The organism is Modestobacter sp. SYSU DS0657 (assembly GCF_054050925.1).
Window position 1 is genome coordinate 1 of sequence record NZ_JBJHAG010000002.1, and the last position, 19,007, is coordinate 19,007.

The window sequence follows — 19,007 nt, forward strand, 5'->3', positions numbered from 1 at the left end:
CCGGAAGTGGAAGCGGCGTGAGTCGTGGAGCTGACCGGTACTAATAGGCCGAGGGCTTGATCACACACACCATCCAGCCTTCTAGCAAGTGATGTGTCGCGTCCACTGTGCAGCTCTGAAACGACGAGCACCCCCTGTTGGTGGGGGTGTCGACGGTTTCACAGTGTTACGGCGGTCATGGCGAAAGGGAAACGCCCGGTCTCATTCCGAACCCGGAAGCTAAGCCTTTCAGCGCCGATGGTACTGCCCGGGGGACCGGGTGGGAGAGTAGGACGCCGCCGGACAATCTTTCCCGGAACGGGGTCGCAGCCACAGGCTGCGGCCCCGTTCCGGCGTTTCCGGGGTCGGTCACCGGCCGCACGGACTCCCGGGTTGGTCCCGGCCGCGCGAGGCCCGGCGTCCGCGCCAGGAGCACAGCCAGGATCACAGCGCGGCGGTGGGGCTCACGCGCCTTCCACGCGGCAGCCCGGGCCCCGGCGTCGACGGTGGAGTCCACGCGGACAGCCCCCGCCCGCGTTCGGCGCCGAGAAGGGGGCGCGACGGTCCCGGGCCCGCGGGCACCCGCTGATCGGCGTCACGTGACGGAAGAACCCCCGGACACGCGGTGGCGCCGCATCCCTCAACGGCGACGATCCGGTGGCGCCGGCGGGCGGGCTCGTGAACGTGGTTCACGGGTGGGGTCCCGTTGACGACCGGCAGGGCATCGGCGCGACTGGCGCGTCGGCGATGTTCTCTCGGTGGCTCTGTTCTCTCGGTGGCTCTGGTGTCTCCGCACTGGAAGGACCGGCACCCCGCTGCAGGGAGCCCGATGCGCGTCGCGTGACGTTGATCGGGCGTCGCCCCCCGGGCAGCCGAGTGGCCGGCCACCTCGGGTGACCGGCCACTCGCCTCGCCGTCCTCAGGTCAGGGCACTGCGCGGCGCAACCCGGCCCAGGACAAGCCGGCGAGCACCACCCCGGCAACGGTGGGCAGCAGCAACGTGTAGGTGTGCACGGTCTGGTCGCCCAGCCAGCGGCCGACGGTCGCCCACGCGTCCAAGCCGGTGATGAGGATGGTCAGTCCGCCGAACAGGAGGAGCGCGCCGATGCCCAGCGCCCACATGCCGGCCGTCCCCCACCTCTTGTAGACGACGCCTATCGCCATGCCGAGGAACGCGCAGGCGAGCATGGGGAGGCCGTACACCAGGGCCTGCAGCGCCGGATTGCCCACGTTCAGCGGGCCAGGGGCCCAGAAGCGCAGTCCGACGCCCCAACCACCGGTGGCGCTCTCGACGGCCTGCAGCACCGTCAGGGCGATGCCGTACCCCAGGGACTGGACGGCGGCGACCAGGGCGGTCCCCAGGTAGAACGTCCGCCGGCTGAGGCTCACGCCCATGGCGAAGGGGAACATCTGGGTCACCGCCTGGATGAAGACGATGAGCACGGTGATGTAGAGCGAGGCGAGCCCGCCGGTGGTCCCGCCGCCGGGCTCCCGCGCGGCGACGTCGCCCAGTCCCCAGATGCCCAGGTTGATCACGAAGCTGATGGTGACGACCATCCACGGAACGCCCAGGATCACCAGCGGGTGCGCCAGGTGCATGCGGGCGGTGGCCAGGACGCGGTTCATCGGGAGACCTCCTCGAGGGCCCGGTCGCCGGGGGCTCCCGGCCCGCCGGTCGCGGCCTGGCTCAGCGCGACCACCAGTTGCTGGATCGGCGTCGGTTCGACGGTGAGGCCTGCTCGGGTGGCGGCTTCGCGGTCGGCGAGCGAGCCGGCCCGGACGATCGCGCGTGCGTGCCCGGCCAGGGACTCGGTGCGCAGCACCTGGTGTCCGGCGCCGAACGCGGCCACCGCGGGTGCGGAGCCGGACACCGTGAGCGCGGTGGCCCGCAGGGTCTCCGCGTCCGAGTCGAGCAGTACCCGGCCCCGGTCGATCAGGACGACGTGCTCGAGCAGGTCGCTGATCTCCTCGATCAGGTGCGTGGAGAGCACGACGGTCCGCGGGTGCTCGGCATAGTCGGCCAGCAGGCGGTCGTAGAACAGCTGCCGGGCGACGGCGTCCAGTCCGAGGTACGGCTCGTCGAAGAGGGTCAGCGGCGCGCGTGAAGCCAGTCCGAGCACGACGCCGACGGCGGAGGTCATGCCGCGGGAGAGCTTCTTGATCGCCCGCTTGCGGGGGAGGTCGAAGTCGTCCAGCAGCTGCTCGGCCAGGTCCCGGTCCCAGCGGGGGTACAGCGTCGCGGCCACGTTGACGGCGTCCCGCACCCGGAAGTGGTCGGGATAGCGCTGGCTCTCCTTGATGAAGCAGACCTGGCTGAGCACGGAGTCGTTCTCGTAGGGGCGACCGCCCAGCACCTCGACCCGACCGGACGTCGGCACGCGGTGCCCGGTGAGCAGCTGCATCAGGGTCGTCTTGCCCGCGCCGTTGCGCCCGAGCAGCCCGGTGATGGTGTCGGCCTGGAATCCGACGGAGACGTCGGTCAGGGCGGTGTGGCCCCGGAACCGCATGGTGACCCGGTCGAGGGTGGCGGCGGTGCTCATGGCCGGCCCGTCCGTTCCCGGAGCATGGCGGCGATCTCGGGCACGCTGATCCCGACCTTCTCGGCCTCGACCAGCAACGGCGTCAGGTACTGGTCGGCGAACTCGCTGCGCCGCCGCTTCAGCAGCTGCTCGCGGGCGCCGGTGGCGACGAACATCCCCACTCCTCGTCTCTTGTAGAGGACCCCGTCCGCGACCAGTTGGTTCAGGCCCTTGGCGGCGGTTGCGGGGTTGATGCGGTGGAACGCGGCCAGCTCGTTGGACGAGGGGGCCTGGCTCTCCTCCGGGAGGGAGCCGTCGACGATCGCGTCCTCGAGCTGGGTCGCGACCTGCCGGAAGATCGGGCCGGCGTCCTCGTTCACGTCGCCCCGGCACCAACGAGACGAGCCTGGCGGCCCGTTGGTTCACTACTCATGTAATGAACCATAGATCTCGCCGTGCCGCGGGCACAAGGGACCTGCGCCGGCGGCCGGCGCGGAGGGGCGCCCCTCGGCCGCGGTGGACCGAGGGGGCGGAGTGGGTCGGCTCTGCTGCTCGTCCTCGTTGCCGGCGGCCTGGTCGAGCACCTGGGGGTCGTCGTCGGGACTGGTCGTGCGGACCTCCTGGACGGTGGGCGTTGCGAGCGGGCCCTGCCCGGCAGTGTCCCGGTGACCCCTTCGGTGGAGATCACACGGTCGTAGTCGCAGCTCGACTCCAGTCCGGTACGAGATCGGCCGATGACGGGAGGACCAACTGATCTCATCTCGGGAGCCACCTCGGTGTCGTCGCTCACCCCCTCCTTCCTGCGCCGCAGCGTGCGCACGAAGCTCATCGCCGCCTTCCTCGGCGTCGCTGCCCTGTTGGTCGCGCTCGGTCTGACCAACGTCGGTCAGATGAACTCCATCCACGGGCAGGTGGAGGACCTCTCGGCCCGGGACGTCACCCCGCTGGCGCACCTCCAGCAGCTGACCGACGACTACCAGTCCTACTCGGTGCACGGCCTGGTCGCCGGTCTGAGCGCCGCCACGGGCGACCTGGCCACCGCCCAGCTGCAGGGCGGGCTGCAGGTCGAGTCGAAGGCCGCCACCGACGCCTCGGTCGCCGCCGTCGTCGACACGGTCCCCGCGGAGTTCCGGGCGCAGGCCGAGGCGCTGCGCGACCAGTGGGTCGAGATGGTCGACACCGACGTCGCCTACCAGGCCGGGCTGCAGGCCGGGCTCCCCAACGCCAAGGAGCTCGGCGACATCGCCACGGCGGCGTACCTGGACCTGCAGCAGCAGGTCGGCGAGCTCGCCGACGCGCTGGTCGCCGACGAGGAGGCCAGCCGGGAGACGATCGGCGACAGCTTCTCCTCCGCGGAGACCCTCACCCTGATCCTGCTGGCCGCCGGCGTCCTGCTCGCGGTCGGACTGGGCTGGTTCATCGCCCGCGACATCCGCAGCCGCATCGAGCCGGTCCGCGCGGCCGCCGACGCCCTGGCTCGCGGCGACCTGACCTACCAGATCGACCGCACGTCCGAGGACGAGCTCGGTCAGCTGAGCGGTGCGCTGTCCCAGGGCGTGTCCCGGATCCGCGAGATGGTCGCCGACGTGATCGGCTCGGCCGGCTCGATGACCGGCCTGGTCCACGAGCTCACGACCGCCACCGCGGACGTCGTCGATGCCTCCCGCACCGGCGTCGACCACGCGCACACGGTCTCCGGGACCGCTCAGTCGGTCTCCGGCAACGTCGCGCAGCTGGCCACCGGCGCCGAGGAGATGACCGCCTCCATCCGCGACATCTCCCGCTCCGCCCAGCAGGCCGCGGCCGTCGCCGACGACGCCGTCCGGATCGTCGCCAGCACCAACGACACGCTCAACCAGCTCGGCAACTCCTCCGCCGAGATCGGCAACGTCATCAAGGTGATCACCGGCATCGCCGAGCAGACCAACCTGCTGGCGCTCAACGCCACCATCGAGGCGGCTCGCGCCGGGGAGCTCGGCAAGGGCTTCGCCGTCGTCGCCACCGAGGTCAAGGAGCTGGCCCAGGAGACCGCGAAGGCCACCGAGGACGTCTCGATGCGGATCCAGGCGATCCAGGCCGACTCCGGTCAGGCGGTGCAGGCGATCGCCCAGATCGGTGAGACCGTCGGGCAAATCAACGAGCTGCAGGCGACCATCGCCGCGGCGGTGGAGCAGCAGACCGCCGCGGCGGCGGAGATCGACCGGAACATCGGCGTCGCAGCCGAGGGCAGCCGGGACATCGCCTCGGGCGCGGAGGCGGTCACCGGTTCGGCCGAGACCAGCGCCGAGCGCGTCGAGGCCACCCGCAGCATCGCCGACCAGCTGGCCGGCCGGGCCGCGGACCTGGAGAGCCGGGTCGCGCAGTTCGTCGTCTGACGCTCCGCCCGGCACGGGGTCCCGGCGCTGCCGGGATCCCGTGCCGCGGCCGTCAGCGGCTCAGCTCACCCCGGGCGACGGAGACGCCGGAGTGGGTTCTTCCGGCCCAACCCCGGTCCTGGATGCAGCGCTGGTCGGATCCGGGTTCAGCCGGCCAGCGCGCGGGCCAGCACCTCGAGATCCGCCGGTGCCGCGTCCAGGTGCGGTGACACCCGCAGCACCGGGCCGCTCAGCTCCGCCCGGGCCCGCTCCCGGCCGACGGCGGTGACGACGACGCCGTGCTCGACCCGCAGCCGCTGCACGGTCCCGCGGACGTCGACACCGGCCGGTGGGCGCAGGGTGGTGATCGCCGTCGGCTCCTCGGGTGGCTCGACCACCGCCCAGCCGCCGCACCCGTCCAGCAGGTCGCGGGTGGCGCGGCCCAACGCGGCCAGCCGGGCCCGCACCCGGTCCGGCCCGGCGGCCAGGTGCTCACCGACGGCCAGCACCAGCCCGACCCGGCCGGCGATGTGCGCCTCCCGGGCCTCGTACCAGCGGGCGTGGTCGACGCCCGCGCCGCCGTCGTCGTACAGCCCCGGGTCGGTCTGCGGTGCCATCCGCGCGGTGACCGACGGCCGCACCGCCAGGAACCCCACGCCCCGGGGGCCGGCCAGCCACTTGCGCGAGGTGCCGTACGCGGCGTCGGCGGGCAGGTCGCAGTCGACCTGGCCCAGCGCCTGTGCCAGGTCGAGCACCACCGGGACGCCGAGGGCCCGGCAGACCGCCGCGACCTCCCGGGCCGGCTGGACGACGCCCCGGTGGCTGGCCACGACGGTGAGGTGCACCAGCGCGGGTGGGTCCGCGCGGAGCGCCCGCTCGACCCCCTCGACGTCGGCCCGGCCCAGGTCGTCGGTGGGCAGCAGCACCGGGGTCAGGCCGGCCGCGGTGAACGCGGTGACGTTGTGCCAGTACTCGTTGGGGAGCAGCGCGACGGTGCTGCCGGCGGGCAGCCGCCACCCGGCGAGCAGCGTGCGCAGCGAGTCCTGCGCACTGGTGGTGAAGGCGACGTCGGCGGCGGCCATCCCGACCAGCCCGCCGATGACCGACCGGCCCTGCTGCAGCAGCCCCTCGGCGGCGGCCTCGGCGACGTAGCCGCCGAGCTCCGCCTCGTGCCGGGCGTGCCGGGCCACCGCGTCCAGCACCGCGGTGCTCTGCCGGCTGCACGCCGCGGTGTCCAGGTGGGTGCCGGCCGCGCGGGGGCGGGCCGCGCGCCAGGAGTCGCCCAGGTCGTCGTGGGGGAGGCGGGAGGGGTGGTCGCTCACCCGCACGACGCTAGGTCAGCGGGGTCCGCGGGCGACCGGTCCACCGCAAGGCCACTCCCCGACGGGAGCCGGCGGCGCACGCCTCCGCGGGAGGAGCAGGGCGGACCGGGTCAGGCGGGGGTGGCGAGGGAGAGGGCGAAGTCGCCGGCGGGGTCGGTCCACCAGTGCGTGACCCGCAGACCCGCGGCGGTGAGCTCGGACTCCACCCGCTCGCGGCGGAACTTCGCCGAGATCTCGGTGCGCAGCTCCTCCCCGGCGACGAAGGGCACCTCCAGGTCGAGGGCGGCCACGCGCACCACCTGGTCCCGCACCGAGCGCAGCCGCATCTCGATCCACTCCCGCTCGGCGTCCCAGACCGCGACATGGGCGAACGCGTCGAGGTCGAAGTCGGCCCCGAGCTCCCGGTCGAGCACCGCCAGCACGTTGCGGTTGAACGCGGCGGTGACCCCGGTCGCGTCGTCGTAGGCGCGCACCAGCCGGTCGGGGTCCTTGACCAGGTCGGTGCCGAGCAGGAAGGCGTCGCCGGGCTGCAGGGTGGCGGCGAGCGCGCGCAGGAAGGCGGCGCGGTCGGCCGGCTCCAGGTTGCCGATGGTGGAGCCGAGGAACGCGACCAGCCGGCGGCCCTGCCGCGGCAGCTCGGCCAGGCCGGTGGTGAAGTCGGCGACGACGGCATCCACGGCCAGCCCTGGGCGTTCGGCGGCCAGCGCCGTGCCGGCCGCCCGCAGCACCGACGGGTCGACGTCGACCGGCACGAACCGGCGCAGGGTGCCCGCCCGAGCCAGGGCGTCGAGCAGCAGCCGGGTCTTCTCCGACGTCCCGCTGCCCAGCTCGACCAGCGTGTCGGCGCCGGTGGCCGTGGCGATCTCCCCGGCGTGGTCCGCCAGCAGCGCCCGTTCGGTGCGGGTCGGGTAGTACTCGGGCAGCCGGGTGATCTCGTCGAACAGCTCGCTGCCGCGCTCGTCGTAGAACCACCGCGGCGGCAGCGTCCTCGGCGTCGAGGTGAGGCCGGCCAGCGCGTCGGCGCGCAGCGCGGCGCCGGTGTCGACCGGGCCGAGGTGGTCGGTCAGCGAGAAGGGCACGGGGCGGGCTCCGATCCGTCCAGCGGGGTGAGCGTGAGGCCGTCGGGGGTGACCTCGACGAGGGTCCGGTCGGGGACGCACGCCCACCGGGGGTCGTCGTCCCAGGGTTCGCTGGCCAGGGCCGTCCCCTCGTCGGTGACCAGGACCGACAGGGTGTCGCCCCAGGTGGTGGCCAGCAGCCGGGCGCCGTCGGCGGCGAGCAGGTTCAGCCGGGCGCCGGGGTCGGCGGCGCCGACCTCGCGGACGGTGTCGGCGAGGGCGGCCAGGCCCCGGCGGAACACCAGCGCGGCCAGCAGCGCGCTGTCCACGGTGGACTCGGCGTCGGCCGTGGGCGGCAGCACGGCGCGGTCGACCCGGCCGTTGTGCGACAGCAGCCACCGGCCGTCGGTGAACGGCGCGACCGCGCTCTCCTCGATCGGCATGCCCACCGTCGCGGACCGGACGGCGGCCAGCACGCAGCCGGCGGAGACGGCCGGGGCGACCGAGGCGAACGACGCGTCGCCCCACAGGGGGCGGGCCGAACGCCAGCGGGCCGGCTCTACCCGGCCCGGCGCCCAGAAGCCCACGCCCCAGCCGTCGGCGTTGACCGTGCCGTACCGCTGCCGGCGTGGGGCGTAGGACTGCACCAGCAGCGACGACGGCGGCTCCAGCGTGAGCGACGCCAGCGTCCGCGGACGACCCAGCCAGGCGAGGTGACGGCACATCAGGCGGCTCCGGTCATGCGTCGAAGGCCAGCCGGAACCCGCTGAACACCTGCCGCCGCACCGGGTGGTCCCAGTTGCGGAAGCTCGGCCGCACGACCGAGGGGCCCACGGCCCAGGAGCCACCGCGCAGCACCTTGTAGTCACCGCCGAAGAAGGGAGCCGAGTAGTCGGCGTACAGCATCGGGGTGAAACCGGGCCACGGGGTGAAGTCGGAGGAGGTCCACTCCCACACGTCGCCCATCAGCTGCTCCGCGCCGTAGGCCGAGGCGCCGGCGGGGTAGGCCCCCACCGGCGCCGGGCGCAGCGCCTGCCCGCCGAGGTTGGCCAGCCCCGGGGTGGGGTCGGTGTCGCCCCACGGGAAGCGGCGGCGCCGGTGGCGCACCGGGTCCCAGACCGCGGCCTTCTCCCACTCCACCTCCGTCGGCAGCCGGCCGCCGGCCCAGGCGGCGTAGGCCTCCGCCTCGAAGAAGGTGACGTGCTGGACCGGTTCGTCCGCGGGCACCTCCTCGACCAGCCCGAACCGGGTGCGGGTGCCGTCGCGCCCCCAGAACTGCGGTGCGCTCAGCCCGGCCGCGCACCGGTGCTCCCAGCCGCGGGCCGACCACCAGCGCGGCTGCTCGTACCCGCCGTCGGCGACGAACGCGGCGAACTCGGCGTTGGTCACCGGCACCCGCCCGATCCGGAAGGCCGGGACCTCGACCGGGTGCGCGGGCCGCTCGTTGTCCAGCGAGAACGGCTCGGTGGCGCCGTCCACCCCGAGGGTGAACTCCCCGCCGGGCACCAGCACCGTCGTCCCGGCCAGGCCCGGCCGGCCCGGTGGCAGCGGGGTGCCCGGGCCGAGCGCCGCCGGGCCGGTGCGCAGCTGCAGCGTCTGCAGCATGGTCTCGTCGTGCTGCTGCTCGTGGCTGACCACCATCGCCACGTCGAACGGGTCGTCCTCGGCGGTGAACCGGTCGAGCCGGTCCAGCACCCGCCCGCGGACCTCCCGGCAGAAGGCGCGGGCCTCCACCGGCGGCAGCAGCGGCAGCCGGTCCCGGGTCGCCCGCGGGTGGGTGAACGCGTCGTAGAGCTGCTCGACGTCGGGCGGCAGCAGGCCGCGGCACGCGGCGTCGCCGCCGCGCAGCAGCCACAGGTCCTCCTGCTGGCCGACGTGGGCGAGGTCCCAGACCAGCGGGCTCATCAGCGGGGAGTGCTGACGCAGCAGCTCCGGCTCGTCGAGGTCGGTCAGGTGCAGGGTGCGGTCCCGGGCAGCGGTGAGCTCCCGGGCCAGCTGCTCGCGCAGGTCGGTCACGTCTCCTCCTCGGAGGTGTCGTCGGCGGCCGCCCGGAGCGCGGCCGCCGGGCCGCGGGCTCGGGCGGTGGACAGCAGGGCGTCGCCGGGGGAGCCGTGCTCGTCGACGAGGTCGGCCAGCGCCTCCACCTCGCGGCGCAGGTCGAGCGGGGCCCGCCCGGCCGCGGCGGCCAGGCAGGCCCGGGCGGCGCGGTGCAACGCGGGATCGGCCAGCCCGAGCCGGGCCGCCCGGGTCCAGGCACCGGCCACCGGCTCGGTCGCGGCGGCGGCCGTGGCGGCGGCGACCGGGTCGTCCAGCAGGACCGCGGTCACCGCGGCCAGCGCCGGCCACCAGCGGGCCGGGGCGGCGTCCAGGTAGCGGATCTCCAGGAACCCGCGCAGCCGGACCGGCGGGAAGAGCGTGGTCAGGTGGTAGTCGAGGTCATCGGCCGTCGGGGCCCGGCGGTCGAGCGGCGCGCCGGCCAGCCAGTCGGCGAACGGCACCCGGGCGCGCACCGGGACCGCCCCGCCGCCGGCGTCACGGACCAGCATCACCGGCGCGGCCATCGCGTACGCGGCCCACTCGGCCGACGGGTCGGTGCGGCCCAGCAGCGGACCGCAGCGCGCCTGGTCGAGGTCGCCCCAGACCTGCTGCCGGCCGGAACGCCATCCGGTCTCCCGCCCGGCCAGCAGCGGCGAGCACGCCGAGACCGCCACCAGCACCGGACCGAGCGCGTGCGCCAGCCGCACCCGGTCGGCCCATCCCCGTTCCGGCCCGGCCTCCAGGTTGACCTGCAGCGAGGCGGTCGCCGTCATCATCGCCAGGCCGGCCCGGCCGCAGCCGACAGCGCCGAAGTGCTTGGCCATCGCGACGTAGCGGGGCCCCGGGGACACCCGCCCGGGCGGCCGGCAGGGATCGGCGCCCAGCGCCGCCAGCCCGAGTCCGGCCCGGCGCAGTCCCGCCCGGACGACGGCGTGGTCGCGGCGCAGCGCGCCGATCGCGGCGGAGACGTCCGGGAGCGGCGGACCGGACAGCTCGACCTGGCCGCCCGGTTCGAGGGTGACCAGGCTGGCACCCGGCAGCGGGGGCAGGTCCGCGACGGCGCGGCGCACCCGCGCCCAGGGCACCCGGCGGGCCGGCTCGGCCAGGTCGACGGCGTGGGCCTCCAGCTCCAGCCCGACCCGGCCGGGAGGGGAGGCCCGCAGGGCGGTACCGGCGATCCGGGCCCGCGCAGCGTCGGCGTCGAGCGCGTACCCGCTGTGCGGCGCCGCGGACGCTCGTGCCGGTGGAGCCGGCTGTGCTGGTGCGGCCACGGCCACCCCCTCCAGGTCCGGACCGGTCGCTGACGACCGCGGGTCTTTGCGGGGGCGGGTCGCCGGGATGGCGCCGTCCTCGTCGTCCATCTTGCACGGACGACTCCGATCCGCAACCCGTTCCGGGGCCGGCGTCCCAGGGGGTGGCGGGCCCCCTGGCCACCCGTCCGGGGGCGTGGCCGGGCCGAGGACTGGCTGCGCCGCGGCCGGGTAGGGAGCCCGGGGACACGCTGCCGATACACGGGGTGGCAGACGATCGGCAGGACGGAGAACCGCACGCATGGACGAGGCAGCAGGGCCCGGGGTGCACCGTGCGCTCGTCGCCTCCTCCGATGCCCAGCTGGTCGACGGTGCGGTCGCCTTCGTCGACGCCGGGCTGGCGGCCGGGCAGCCGGTCGTGGTGGTCAGCACCGAGCCCACCGCGGCGCTGCTGCGGGAGCGGCTCGGCGACCGGCCGGAGATCACCTGGGCCGCCTGGGCCGACGTGTACGGGAACGGGCCTGCCGCGGCCATCACCGCCGTCCGCCGGCTCGGTGAGCAGCACCGCGGCGACAGCGGCGTCGTCCGGGTGGTGCTCGAGCCGCGGCCCGGTCCCGACCCGGACACCTGGCGGGAGTGGCAGCGCTACGACGCGGTGCTCGACCACTCGCTGACCGAGGCCGCCGAGCTGGGCGAGGACGCGCTGGTCGTGCTCTGCCTGGTCGACACCCGGCGGGTGCCCGAGCCGCTCGTGGTCGCCGCCGTCGCGACCCACCCGTTCGTCGTCGTCGACGGCGAGCTCCGGCCCAACCCCGACCACGTCGACCCCGCCGAGTACCTGACCGCGCTGCCGATCCCGCCCGAGCCGCTGGAGCAGACCGAGCCGCTGGTTCGCGCCGACGGCGTGCGCGACCTGCGTGGACTGCGTCGCGACCTGGCCGCCCGCGCCGCCGCGGTCGGCCTGCCGCCGGGGTCGGCGCCGGCGCTGGAGGACTTCCTGCTCGCCGTCGACGAGATGACCACCAACGCGCTGCGGCACGGGCGCCCACCGGTCGACCTGCGGCTGTGGATCGACGCCGACCGCCTGGTGTGCACCGTCACCGACCGCGGCGCCGGGCTGCAGGACCCGTTCATCGGCTACGGGCCGGCGCACGGCGACGACCTCTCCCTCGGCGGCATGGGGCTGTGGCTGGCCCGGCAGCTCTGCGACCACGTCGACATCACCCCCACCGACGAGGGTGTGCGGGTCCGGCTGACCACCGTCCTGCGATGAGCACCGGCCGGGACCGCGACGCGGCGGGCCGGGCGCGCAACGCCCGGCCCCGGGACGCCCTCGGCCGGCCGCTGCCCCACGGCGCGGTCGGGGAGCCGCGGGCTCCGGAGGGCGTCGTCCGGGAGCCGGCGGAGTCGCTGGCCGAGGCCCAGCAGCTGCTGGACGCCGGCCGCCCCTTCCACGCCCACGAGGTGCTGGAGGACGCCTGGAAGTCCGGCCCGGACGACGAGCGCGACCTGTGGCGCGGGCTGGCCCAGCTGGCCGTCGGGCTGACCCACGCCGCCCGGGGCAACGCCGCCGGCGCGGCCGCCCTGCTCGCCCGGGGGGTGCGCTCGCTGTCCACCGCTGGGGTGGCGGCGCGCCGGCACGGGGTGGACGACACCGGTCTGGCCGCCTGGGGCAGCCGGCTCGCGGACGACGCCGCGACCGGCCGCCCCCTGGACCTCACCCCGCCCCGGCTCCGCGTGGGCCCGGGGTGAGACTGGCCCGGTGACCGACGACCTCGCTGGTTCCTTCGACGCTGGTTCCTTCGACGCTGGGTCCTTCGACGCGGCCTCCTTCGACGCGCTGAGCGAGGACTCGCTGCGCGCCGCCGGCAGCCTGAAGTGGACGAAGTACGGGACCGCGATCGGCGCGTTCGTCGCCGAGATGGACTTCGGCACCGCGCCGGTGGTGACCCGGGCGCTGCACGAGGCGGTCGACGCCGCCGCGTTCGGGTACCTGCCGGCCGCCGTCCAGCAGGACCTGGCCGCGGCCTGCGCCCGGTGGCAGGCCGAGCGGTACGGCTGGACGGTGCCCGCCGAGCGGGTGGCGCCGCTGGCCGACGTCGTCGCGGGGCTCACCGCCGCGATCGACCACTTCACCCCGCCCGGCGCGCCGGTGGTGCTGCCCACCCCGGCCTACATGCCGTTCCTGCGGGTGCCCGGGGAGCGCGGGCGCGAGGTCGTGCAGGTGCCGATGGTGCCCGGCGTCGACGGCCGGCCGACCCACGACCTGGCCGGCATCGACCGGGCGCTGGCCGGTGGTGGGCTGTTCGTGCACGTCAACCCGCACAACCCGCTCGGCCGGGTGTTCACCGAGGCCGAGCAGCTCGACCTGGCCGAGGTGGTGGCGCGGCGCGGGGCGCGGGTGTTCGCCGACGAGATCCACGCGCCGCTGGTGTACCCGGGGCAGGTGCACCGGCCCTACGCGTCGCTGTCGCCGCTCACCGCTGCGCACACGGTGACCGCGACGTCGGCGTCCAAGGCCTGGAACCTGCCCGGCCTCAAGTGCGCGCAACTGGTGCTCTCCAACGACGCCGACGCCGCGCACTGGGCCGAGGTGGGGGAGCGGCCCGAGCACGGCTGCTCCACCCCCGGCGCGATCGCGAACACGGTCGCCTACCGCGCGGGCGGGCCCTGGCTGGACGGCGTCCTCGGCTACCTCGACGGCAACCGCCGGCTGCTGGGCGAGCTGCTCGCCGAGCACCTGCCGCAGGTGCGGTACACCCCGCCGGAGGGCACGTACCTGGCCTGGCTGGACTGCCGGGAGCTGGGCGTCGCGGAACCGCTGGGGGAGTTCTTCCGCCGCGAGGCCGGGGTGGCGCTGATCGACGGCAGCGAGTGCGGCACGGCGGGCGCGGGGCACGTGCGGCTCACCCTGGCCACGCCGCGGCCGGTGCTCCGCACGATCGTCGAGCGCCTCGCCGCCGCTGTCGGCTGACCCCTCAGACCGCCCGAATGGCCATTGTGGCGGCCCGGGGTCACGCCGACATGGCCATTTCGGCGGAACGGGGGCGCTGGGGTGGCGGGAGTGTGGATCATGGACGCGTGCCCGAGTTGCCCGAGGTGGAGGCGCTGGCGGCGTTCCTGCGGGAGAACGCCGTCGGCCGGACCGTGACGCGCATCGACCTCGCGGCGGTCCAGGCGATCAAGACCTTCGACCCGCCGCTGTCCTCGCTGGCCGGGCTCGAGGTCACCGGCGCCGCGCGGCACGGCAAGTTCCTCGACCTCGACGTCTCCGGGCTGCACCTGGTGGTGCACCTGGCCCGGGCCGGTTGGCTGCACTGGCGGGAGGGGCTGCCCACCGCCCCGCCCAAGCCGGGCAAGGGCCCGCTCGCGCTGCGGACCCACCTCGATGACGGGAACGGCTTCGACCTCACCGAGCAGGGCACCCGCAAGGGCCTGGCGGTGTACGTCGTCCGCTCGCCGGCCGAGGTGCCCGGGATCGCCCGCCTCGGGCCGGACGCCCTCGCGCTGGACACCGAGCAGCTCGGCGCGCTGCTGGCCGGCAAGCACGCGCAGCTCAAGGGCACGCTCACCGACCAGACGGTGCTCGCCGGCGTCGGCAACGCCTACTCCGACGAGATCCTGCACGCCGCCCGGCTCTCCCCGTTCAAGATGGCCGACAAGCTGACCGACGACGAACTCCTCCGGCTGCACGCCGCGCTGCGGGAGGTGCTCACCGGCGCCCTGGACCGCCAGCTCGGGCAGCGCGCGGCCACCATGAAGGGGGAGAAGCGGGCCGGGCTGCGGGTGCACGCCCGCACCGGGCTGCCCTGCCCGGTGTGCGGGGACGCCGTCCGCGAGGTCTCCTTCGCCGACACCTCGCTGCAGTACTGCCCCACCTGCCAGACCGGCGGCAAGCCGCTGGCCGACCGGCGGATGTCCAAGCTGCTGCGCTGACGAAGGACCCCGTTGCCCCCCCGCCACGCGCAGGCTCGCGGCGGGACCCTGCAACGGGGCCATACTGACGCTGTGCTGGTGACGTTCGACCTGTTCAGTGCGCTGATCGACTCCCGGACCGGTGGGTCGGCGGCGTTCGCCGCGCTCGCCGCCGGCCACGGCTGGGACGTCGACGGCGGCGACCTCTACGACGACTGGGACGCCCGGAACAAGGCCTCGCAGCAGGACACCGCCGAGTGGGTGCCCTTCGCCGAGCACTGCCGCCGGGCGCTGACCGCCACCTACGCCGCGCGCGGGCTGGACGCCGACCCGACGACCGACGTCCTCGCCCTGCTCGACTCGCTGCCGGACTGGCCGCTGTGGCCCGACGTCGGCCGGGCGCTGCCGCTGGTGGCCGAGCGGCACACGGTCGGGGTGCTCTCCAACGTGGACGACGTGCTGTTCCGCCGCACCCGGGCCGCCGCGCTCGTCGCCGACGACGCCGTGCTCACCAGCGAGCGGCTCAGCGCCTACAAGCCGCACCCGGAGATCTACCGGCGGGCGGCCGCCGCCGGCGTCGAGGTGCACGTGCCCGCCTCGGCCCGGGACACCCGCGGCGCCCTGGAGGCCGGGCTGGCCGTCGTGCGGGTGGCCCGCCCCGGGCACCGGGTCGACCCGGCGGGCCCGCAGCCGGAGCACGAGGTCGAGGACCTGACGGGGCTCCCCGCGGTCCTCGCCCGGCTCACCGGCGGGAGCTGAGCCGGCCCCGCCGCGCCCGCGCGGCCACCGTGCCGACCAGCCCGCTCTCCGGGCCGGACTCGGTGTTGGCCGAGCCGACCGCGCTCCACCAGTCGGTCGGCGGGGGCGGGGCGAGCACGTCGACCCGCTCGCCGGGCCGCGGGACGACGACCTGCACGTCGCGCTCGCCGGCCGCGACCAGCAGGCGTTGCACCGGCTCGGCCCAGCGGTGGAAGGCCAGGTTGAAGGTCGCCCAGTGGATGGGCAGCAGCACCCGGCCGCCCAGGTCGCCGTGCGCCCGGACCGCCTCCTCCGGGTCCATGTGGATGGCGTGCCAGGCGTCGTTGTAGGCGCCGATCGGCTGCAGGGTGAGGTCGAAGGGCCCCAGCCGGGCGCCGATGCCGGCGAAGGCCGGGGTGTAGCCGGTGTCGCCGCCGAAGAAGACCCGTCGCTGCGGCCCGGTGACCACCCAGGAGGACCACAGCGTGGTGTCCCGGGCGAAGAAGCGGCCGGAGAAGTGCCGGGCCTCGGTGCAGGTGAGGGTCAGCCCGGCGACCGTCGTCGCCTGGTCCCAGTCCAGCTCCACCACCCGGTCCTCGGGCACGCCCCAGCGGCGCAGGTGGGCGCCGATGCCCAGCGGGACGACGAAGGGCGCGGACTGGGTGCGCACCAGCGCGCGCACCGAGGGCAGGTCGAGGTGGTCGTAGTGGTCGTGGCTGATCAGGATCGCGTCGACCGCGGGCAGGCTGGCGATCGGCGCCGGCGCCGGGTGCAGCCGGGCCGGTCCGAACACCGGGGACGGCGAGACCCGCTCGCCCCAGACCGGGTCGAGCAGCACCCGCCGGCCGTCGATCTCCAGCAGTGCGCTCGAGTGGCCGTACCAGGTGACCGCGAGGTCGCCGGCCTCCTCGGGCACCTCCGGCGTGGCCAGCGGGATCGGCGCGCCGGGCAGGCCCTTGTGCCGGTCCTGGTGCCACTGGCGGAGCAGGCCGTTGCGGGCGTTGGCCGGCTCCAGCGCGGGGGTCGGCATGCTGTTGTGGAACTTCCCGTCGGCGTACTGCGGGGAGCCGGTCACGGTCGGGCGGAGCCGGCGCTGGCTCGCGCCGAGCGCCGTCGGCAGGCCCCAGGCGGCCCGGGCCAGCCAGGTCACGCCACCGGCGAGGGCAGCGGCGGCGGTGAGGGAAGCGGTGCGGCGGGAAACGGGCACGCCCTCCAGCATCCCCGACTCGGCTGTGTGCTGCCCGGGAAGGTGGCGCAGCCGACCCCCGGGCCCCGCCCACCGGAGTGGACGGGGCCCGGGGGGCCTCCTCCGGGGCCCGCCCCGAGCGTGCGTGCGAGGGGTGGGGAGGAGGAGGTCCTTCCTCAGCCGGCGATCGCGGCCACCGGCGGGGTCTTCGCCGCGCGCCGGGCGGGGAGGACCGAGGCGAGCAGCCCGGCCACCGTGGCGACGACGACGATCGCCGCCACCTGCAGCCACGGCACGCTGACCACGACCTCGCCCACCTCGCCGAGCGCCGAGGCCGCGCCGGCCGCGCCGTAGGCGCCACCGACCAGCACCCCGATCACCGCGGCCACCCCGGCGACGAGCACCGCCTCCCAGGCCAGCAGGGCGCGCAGCTGGCGGCGGGTGAGGCCCAGTGCCCGCAGCAGCCCGCTCTCCTGGCGCCGCTCGACCACCGAGAGGGCGAGGGTGTTGCCCACGCCGATCAGCGCGATGAGCACGGCGACCCCGAGCAGCCCGGTGACGACCAGCAGCAGCACGTCGACCACCTGGTCGATCGCCGCCCGCTCGCTGGCCAGGCCGGTGACCCACGCGGTGGGGACGGCAGCACCGGCCAGGTCGGTCACGTCGTCGATGGCCGCGGTCTGGTCCGCGTCGTCGGCCAGCCGCAGCCAGACGGTGTCCTCGGCCGCGTCCGGCACCAGGGCGCGCAGGTCCGCGTCGTTGAGCAGCGGGTTGTCGCCGTTGCCGGCCACCACCGCCAGCTCCCGCGACCGGTCGCCGGCGGTCAGGGTCACGCGGTCGCCCACACCCGTGCCCCAGCTCTCCCGGGTCCAGCGGGACAGGGCGACCTCACCCAGGGCGGGCAGCGTCGTGTCCGCGGTGGAGCGCAGCACCGGCAGCGCCTGCTCGGGGTCGACCCCGAGGGCCCAGGTCTCCCAGCCGTCCGGGCCGGTGACCGTGCCCCCGGCCAGGGTGGTCGTGGCGACCACGCCGTCCACCGACTCCAGCTGCCCCGACAGCGACGCGGGCAGCTCGGTGCCGCCGCCCTGGACGATCACGTCGGTGGGGTAGGCCGCTGCCAGGCCCGCCTGCGCCGTCGCCCGGGTGGACGAGGCGCCGACCACCATCGCCGTGGTCAGCGTGACGCCGATGATCAGCGCGGTGGCGGTGGCCGCCGTCCGGCGCGGGTTGCGGGAGGCGTTGCCGGCGGCGAGCCGGCCGGGCAGCCCGCCGGCGCGGCCGAGCAGCCGGCCGGCCGCCGCGACCACCGGCGGCACCGCCCGCTGGGCCAGCAGCAGCCCGCCGAGCGCGCTGAGCACCCCGCCGGGCAGCGTGATCATGATCTCCGCGTCGCTGACGCCGTAGACCATGAGCGCCACACCCGGCACGACCAGCAGCAGCCCGAGGACCAGGCGCAGCACCCCGACGCGGGAGCGCAGCGGCGCCGGGTCGGTGGGCCGCAGCGCGGCCAGCGGCGCCACCCGGGTGGCGGCCCGCGCGGGGGCGATGGCGGCCAGCAGGGTGGTCAGGGTGCCGACGGCGAGGCCGGCGAGCACCGCGTAGAGCGGCACGGACACCCCGGACAGCGGGATGGGCGAGTCGGTGGAGCCGACGATCGCCGAGACCAGTGCGGCGAGCCCGATGCCGGCGAGCACCCCGAGCACCGAGGCGGCCAGGCCGGTCACCGCTGCCTCGCCGAGCACGCTGCGGCGGATCTGCCGCGCGGTGGCGCCGACGCAGCGCAGCAGCGCCAGGTCACGGGTGCGCTGGGCCAGCAGGACGGCGAAGGTGTTGGCGATGACCAGCCCGGCCACCAGCACGGCCACGGTGCCGAAGACCAGCAGGATCGTGGTGAGGAAACTGGCGTCGCCGGTGATGGCCGCGGCGGCGTGCTCGGCCTGCTCGGTGCCGGTGCGGACGATCAGCTCCTCGCCGGTCAGCGTGGCGCGGACGCTGTCGGCCAGGGCGGCGGGGTCGGTCCCGGTGGTGGCGGCGACCCGCAGCTCGGTCGGCTCGACGGCACCCCACGCCTGCGTCTGGTCCGGGGTGGCCCACAGCCGCCCGTACAGGCCGGCGGTCGGGTCACCGCGCAGGTCGACGACGCCGGTGACGGTGGCGTCGACGGTCGTCGCGGTGCCCTCGTCGTCGTAGACGGTGACCGGCAGGACGTCGCCGACCTCGGCGCCCACCCGCTCGCTCACCGCGATCTCGCCCGGGCGGACCGGCAGGGCGCCGGAGGCCAGGTGCTGCCAGCGCAGCGACGGCTCACCGGCGACCGACTCGACCTGCGCGTACTGGGCGCCGGTGCGCCCCGGTGGGACGATCTGCGCCGAGGTCTCCCAGGTGGGGTCGACCGCCTGCACCCCGTCGACGGCGGCGATCCGGTCGGTGGCGTCGGCCAGCCCCTCGTACGTGTCGGTGGTGACGACGACGGCGGTGTCCACGTACTGCGCGCCGGCCGCCTCCAGCACGGTGGCGCGGGTGGTCTCGTTGAGCACCAGGGTGGCCACGACGAAGCCGACGGCGATGACGATCGCCAGCGTCGAGGCGACCAACCGGCCCGCGTGGGCGCGGATGCTCGCCCTGGTGACTGTGGACATGGCCCCGGTG

General features: G+C 75.6%; 16 protein-coding genes and 1 rRNA gene. 7 read left to right on the plus strand and 10 right to left on the minus strand.

Annotation, left to right across the window (positions count from 1 at the left end; all coding sequences use genetic code 11):
- Nucleotides 1–167: 167 nt before the first annotated feature.
- Nucleotides 168–284 (plus strand): 5S ribosomal RNA (rrf, locus tag ACI79A_RS01525).
- A gap of 619 nt (nucleotides 285–903) precedes the next feature.
- On the opposite strand, the gene ACI79A_RS01530 is transcribed toward rrf, so the two are convergent.
- Genes ACI79A_RS01530 through ACI79A_RS01540 form a run of 3 tightly spaced genes read right to left on the minus strand, consistent with a single transcriptional unit; the run spans nucleotide 904 to nucleotide 2,878 of the window.
- Complete coding sequence (locus ACI79A_RS01530; RefSeq protein ID WP_457079196.1) at nucleotides 904–1,605, minus strand: hypothetical protein; 702 nt, start codon at nucleotides 1,603–1,605, stop codon at nucleotides 904–906.
- Nucleotides 1,602–2,519 (minus strand): ABC transporter ATP-binding protein, encoded by a 918-nt coding sequence (locus tag ACI79A_RS01535; RefSeq protein ID WP_457079198.1) that lies wholly within the window; start codon nucleotides 2,517–2,519, stop codon nucleotides 1,602–1,604. Before ACI79A_RS01535 ends, ACI79A_RS01530 begins: the two co-directional genes overlap by 4 nt.
- Complete coding sequence (locus tag ACI79A_RS01540; protein ID WP_457079200.1) at nucleotides 2,516–2,878, minus strand: GntR family transcriptional regulator; 363 nt, start codon at nucleotides 2,876–2,878, stop codon at nucleotides 2,516–2,518. The genes ACI79A_RS01535 and ACI79A_RS01540 overlap by 4 nt, the downstream gene beginning before the upstream one ends.
- Before the next feature lie 396 nt (nucleotides 2,879–3,274).
- Between ACI79A_RS01540 and ACI79A_RS01545 the strand changes: the two genes are divergently transcribed.
- A complete protein-coding gene (locus ACI79A_RS01545) occupies nucleotides 3,275–4,873 on the plus strand; it encodes a methyl-accepting chemotaxis protein (RefSeq protein WP_457079202.1) in 1,599 nt (532 codons plus the stop codon).
- A gap of 146 nt (nucleotides 4,874–5,019) precedes the next feature.
- On the opposite strand, the gene egtE is transcribed toward ACI79A_RS01545, so the two are convergent.
- From egtE to egtA, 5 genes are all read right to left on the minus strand, one after another.
- Nucleotides 5,020–6,174 carry an ergothioneine biosynthesis PLP-dependent enzyme EgtE gene (gene egtE, locus ACI79A_RS01550; protein ID WP_457079204.1) on the minus strand — a complete coding sequence of 385 codons (1,155 nt, stop codon included), beginning with the start codon at nucleotides 6,172–6,174 and terminating at the stop codon, nucleotides 5,020–5,022.
- Between the two features lie 110 nt (nucleotides 6,175–6,284).
- On the minus strand, nucleotides 6,285–7,253 hold the full coding sequence (egtD, locus tag ACI79A_RS01555) for an L-histidine N(alpha)-methyltransferase (RefSeq protein ID WP_457079206.1): 969 nt from the start codon (nucleotides 7,251–7,253) through the stop codon (nucleotides 6,285–6,287).
- Nucleotides 7,238–7,957 (minus strand): ergothioneine biosynthesis protein EgtC, encoded by a 720-nt coding sequence (gene egtC / locus ACI79A_RS01560; RefSeq protein ID WP_457079208.1) that lies wholly within the window; start codon nucleotides 7,955–7,957, stop codon nucleotides 7,238–7,240. Before egtC ends, egtD begins: the two co-directional genes overlap by 16 nt.
- Before the next feature lie 13 nt (nucleotides 7,958–7,970).
- The gene (gene egtB / locus ACI79A_RS01565; protein WP_457079210.1) at nucleotides 7,971–9,248 is read right to left on the minus strand and encodes an ergothioneine biosynthesis protein EgtB; all 1,278 of its coding nucleotides are present in this window, start codon (nucleotides 9,246–9,248) and stop codon (nucleotides 7,971–7,973) included.
- Nucleotides 9,245–10,540, minus strand: a complete 1,296-nt coding sequence (egtA, locus tag ACI79A_RS01570) for an ergothioneine biosynthesis glutamate--cysteine ligase EgtA (RefSeq protein WP_457079212.1) — start codon at nucleotides 10,538–10,540, stop codon at nucleotides 9,245–9,247. Before egtA ends, egtB begins: the two co-directional genes overlap by 4 nt.
- A gap of 280 nt (nucleotides 10,541–10,820) precedes the next feature.
- Here egtA and ACI79A_RS01575 point away from each other — a divergent pair, with 280 nt between their 5' ends.
- From ACI79A_RS01575 to ACI79A_RS01595, 5 genes are all read left to right on the plus strand, one after another.
- Entirely contained in the window at nucleotides 10,821–11,792 is a 972-nt protein-coding gene (locus tag ACI79A_RS01575) for an anti-sigma factor RsbA family regulatory protein (protein WP_457079214.1), read from the plus strand.
- Nucleotides 11,789–12,271, plus strand: coding sequence for a DUF309 domain-containing protein (locus ACI79A_RS01580; RefSeq protein ID WP_457079216.1), 483 nt, complete (start codon nucleotides 11,789–11,791; stop codon nucleotides 12,269–12,271). Before ACI79A_RS01575 ends, ACI79A_RS01580 begins: the two co-directional genes overlap by 4 nt.
- A 10-nt stretch (nucleotides 12,272–12,281) precedes the next feature.
- The gene (locus ACI79A_RS01585) at nucleotides 12,282–13,493 is read left to right on the plus strand and encodes a MalY/PatB family protein (RefSeq protein WP_457079218.1); all 1,212 of its coding nucleotides are present in this window, start codon (nucleotides 12,282–12,284) and stop codon (nucleotides 13,491–13,493) included.
- Between the two features lie 107 nt (nucleotides 13,494–13,600).
- On the plus strand, nucleotides 13,601–14,455 hold the full coding sequence (locus ACI79A_RS01590) for an Fpg/Nei family DNA glycosylase (RefSeq protein WP_457079220.1): 855 nt from the start codon (nucleotides 13,601–13,603) through the stop codon (nucleotides 14,453–14,455).
- Between the two features lie 78 nt (nucleotides 14,456–14,533).
- Entirely contained in the window at nucleotides 14,534–15,193 is a 660-nt protein-coding gene (locus ACI79A_RS01595) for a haloacid dehalogenase (protein WP_457079222.1), read from the plus strand.
- Here ACI79A_RS01595 and ACI79A_RS01600 read toward each other — a convergent pair.
- Nucleotides 15,177–16,379 carry an MBL fold metallo-hydrolase gene (locus ACI79A_RS01600; protein ID WP_457079224.1) on the minus strand — a complete coding sequence of 401 codons (1,203 nt, stop codon included), beginning with the start codon at nucleotides 16,377–16,379 and terminating at the stop codon, nucleotides 15,177–15,179. The genes ACI79A_RS01595 and ACI79A_RS01600 overlap by 17 nt on opposite strands.
- Before the next feature lie 155 nt (nucleotides 16,380–16,534).
- Nucleotides 16,535–18,997, minus strand: a complete 2,463-nt coding sequence (locus ACI79A_RS01605; protein ID WP_457079226.1) for an FtsX-like permease family protein — start codon at nucleotides 18,995–18,997, stop codon at nucleotides 16,535–16,537.
- Nucleotides 18,998–19,007 lie beyond the last annotated feature (10 nt).

Excerpts from the sequence above, each read along its gene's own strand:
- egtC (WP_457079208.1), bottom strand. The coding sequence starts at position 7,957 with ATGTGCCGTCACCTCGCCTGGCTGGGTCGTCCGCGGACGCTGGCGTCG.
- ACI79A_RS01580 (WP_457079216.1), top strand. The coding sequence starts at position 11,789 with ATGAGCACCGGCCGGGACCGCGACGCGGCGGGCCGGGCGCGCAACGCC.
- ACI79A_RS01605 (WP_457079226.1), bottom strand. The coding sequence starts at position 18,997 with ATGTCCACAGTCACCAGGGCGAGCATCCGCGCCCACGCGGGCCGGTTG.
- ACI79A_RS01530 (WP_457079196.1), bottom strand. The coding sequence starts at position 1,605 with ATGAACCGCGTCCTGGCCACCGCCCGCATGCACCTGGCGCACCCGCTG.
- ACI79A_RS01535 (WP_457079198.1), bottom strand. The coding sequence starts at position 2,519 with ATGAGCACCGCCGCCACCCTCGACCGGGTCACCATGCGGTTCCGGGGC.
- ACI79A_RS01575 (WP_457079214.1), top strand. The coding sequence starts at position 10,821 with ATGGACGAGGCAGCAGGGCCCGGGGTGCACCGTGCGCTCGTCGCCTCC.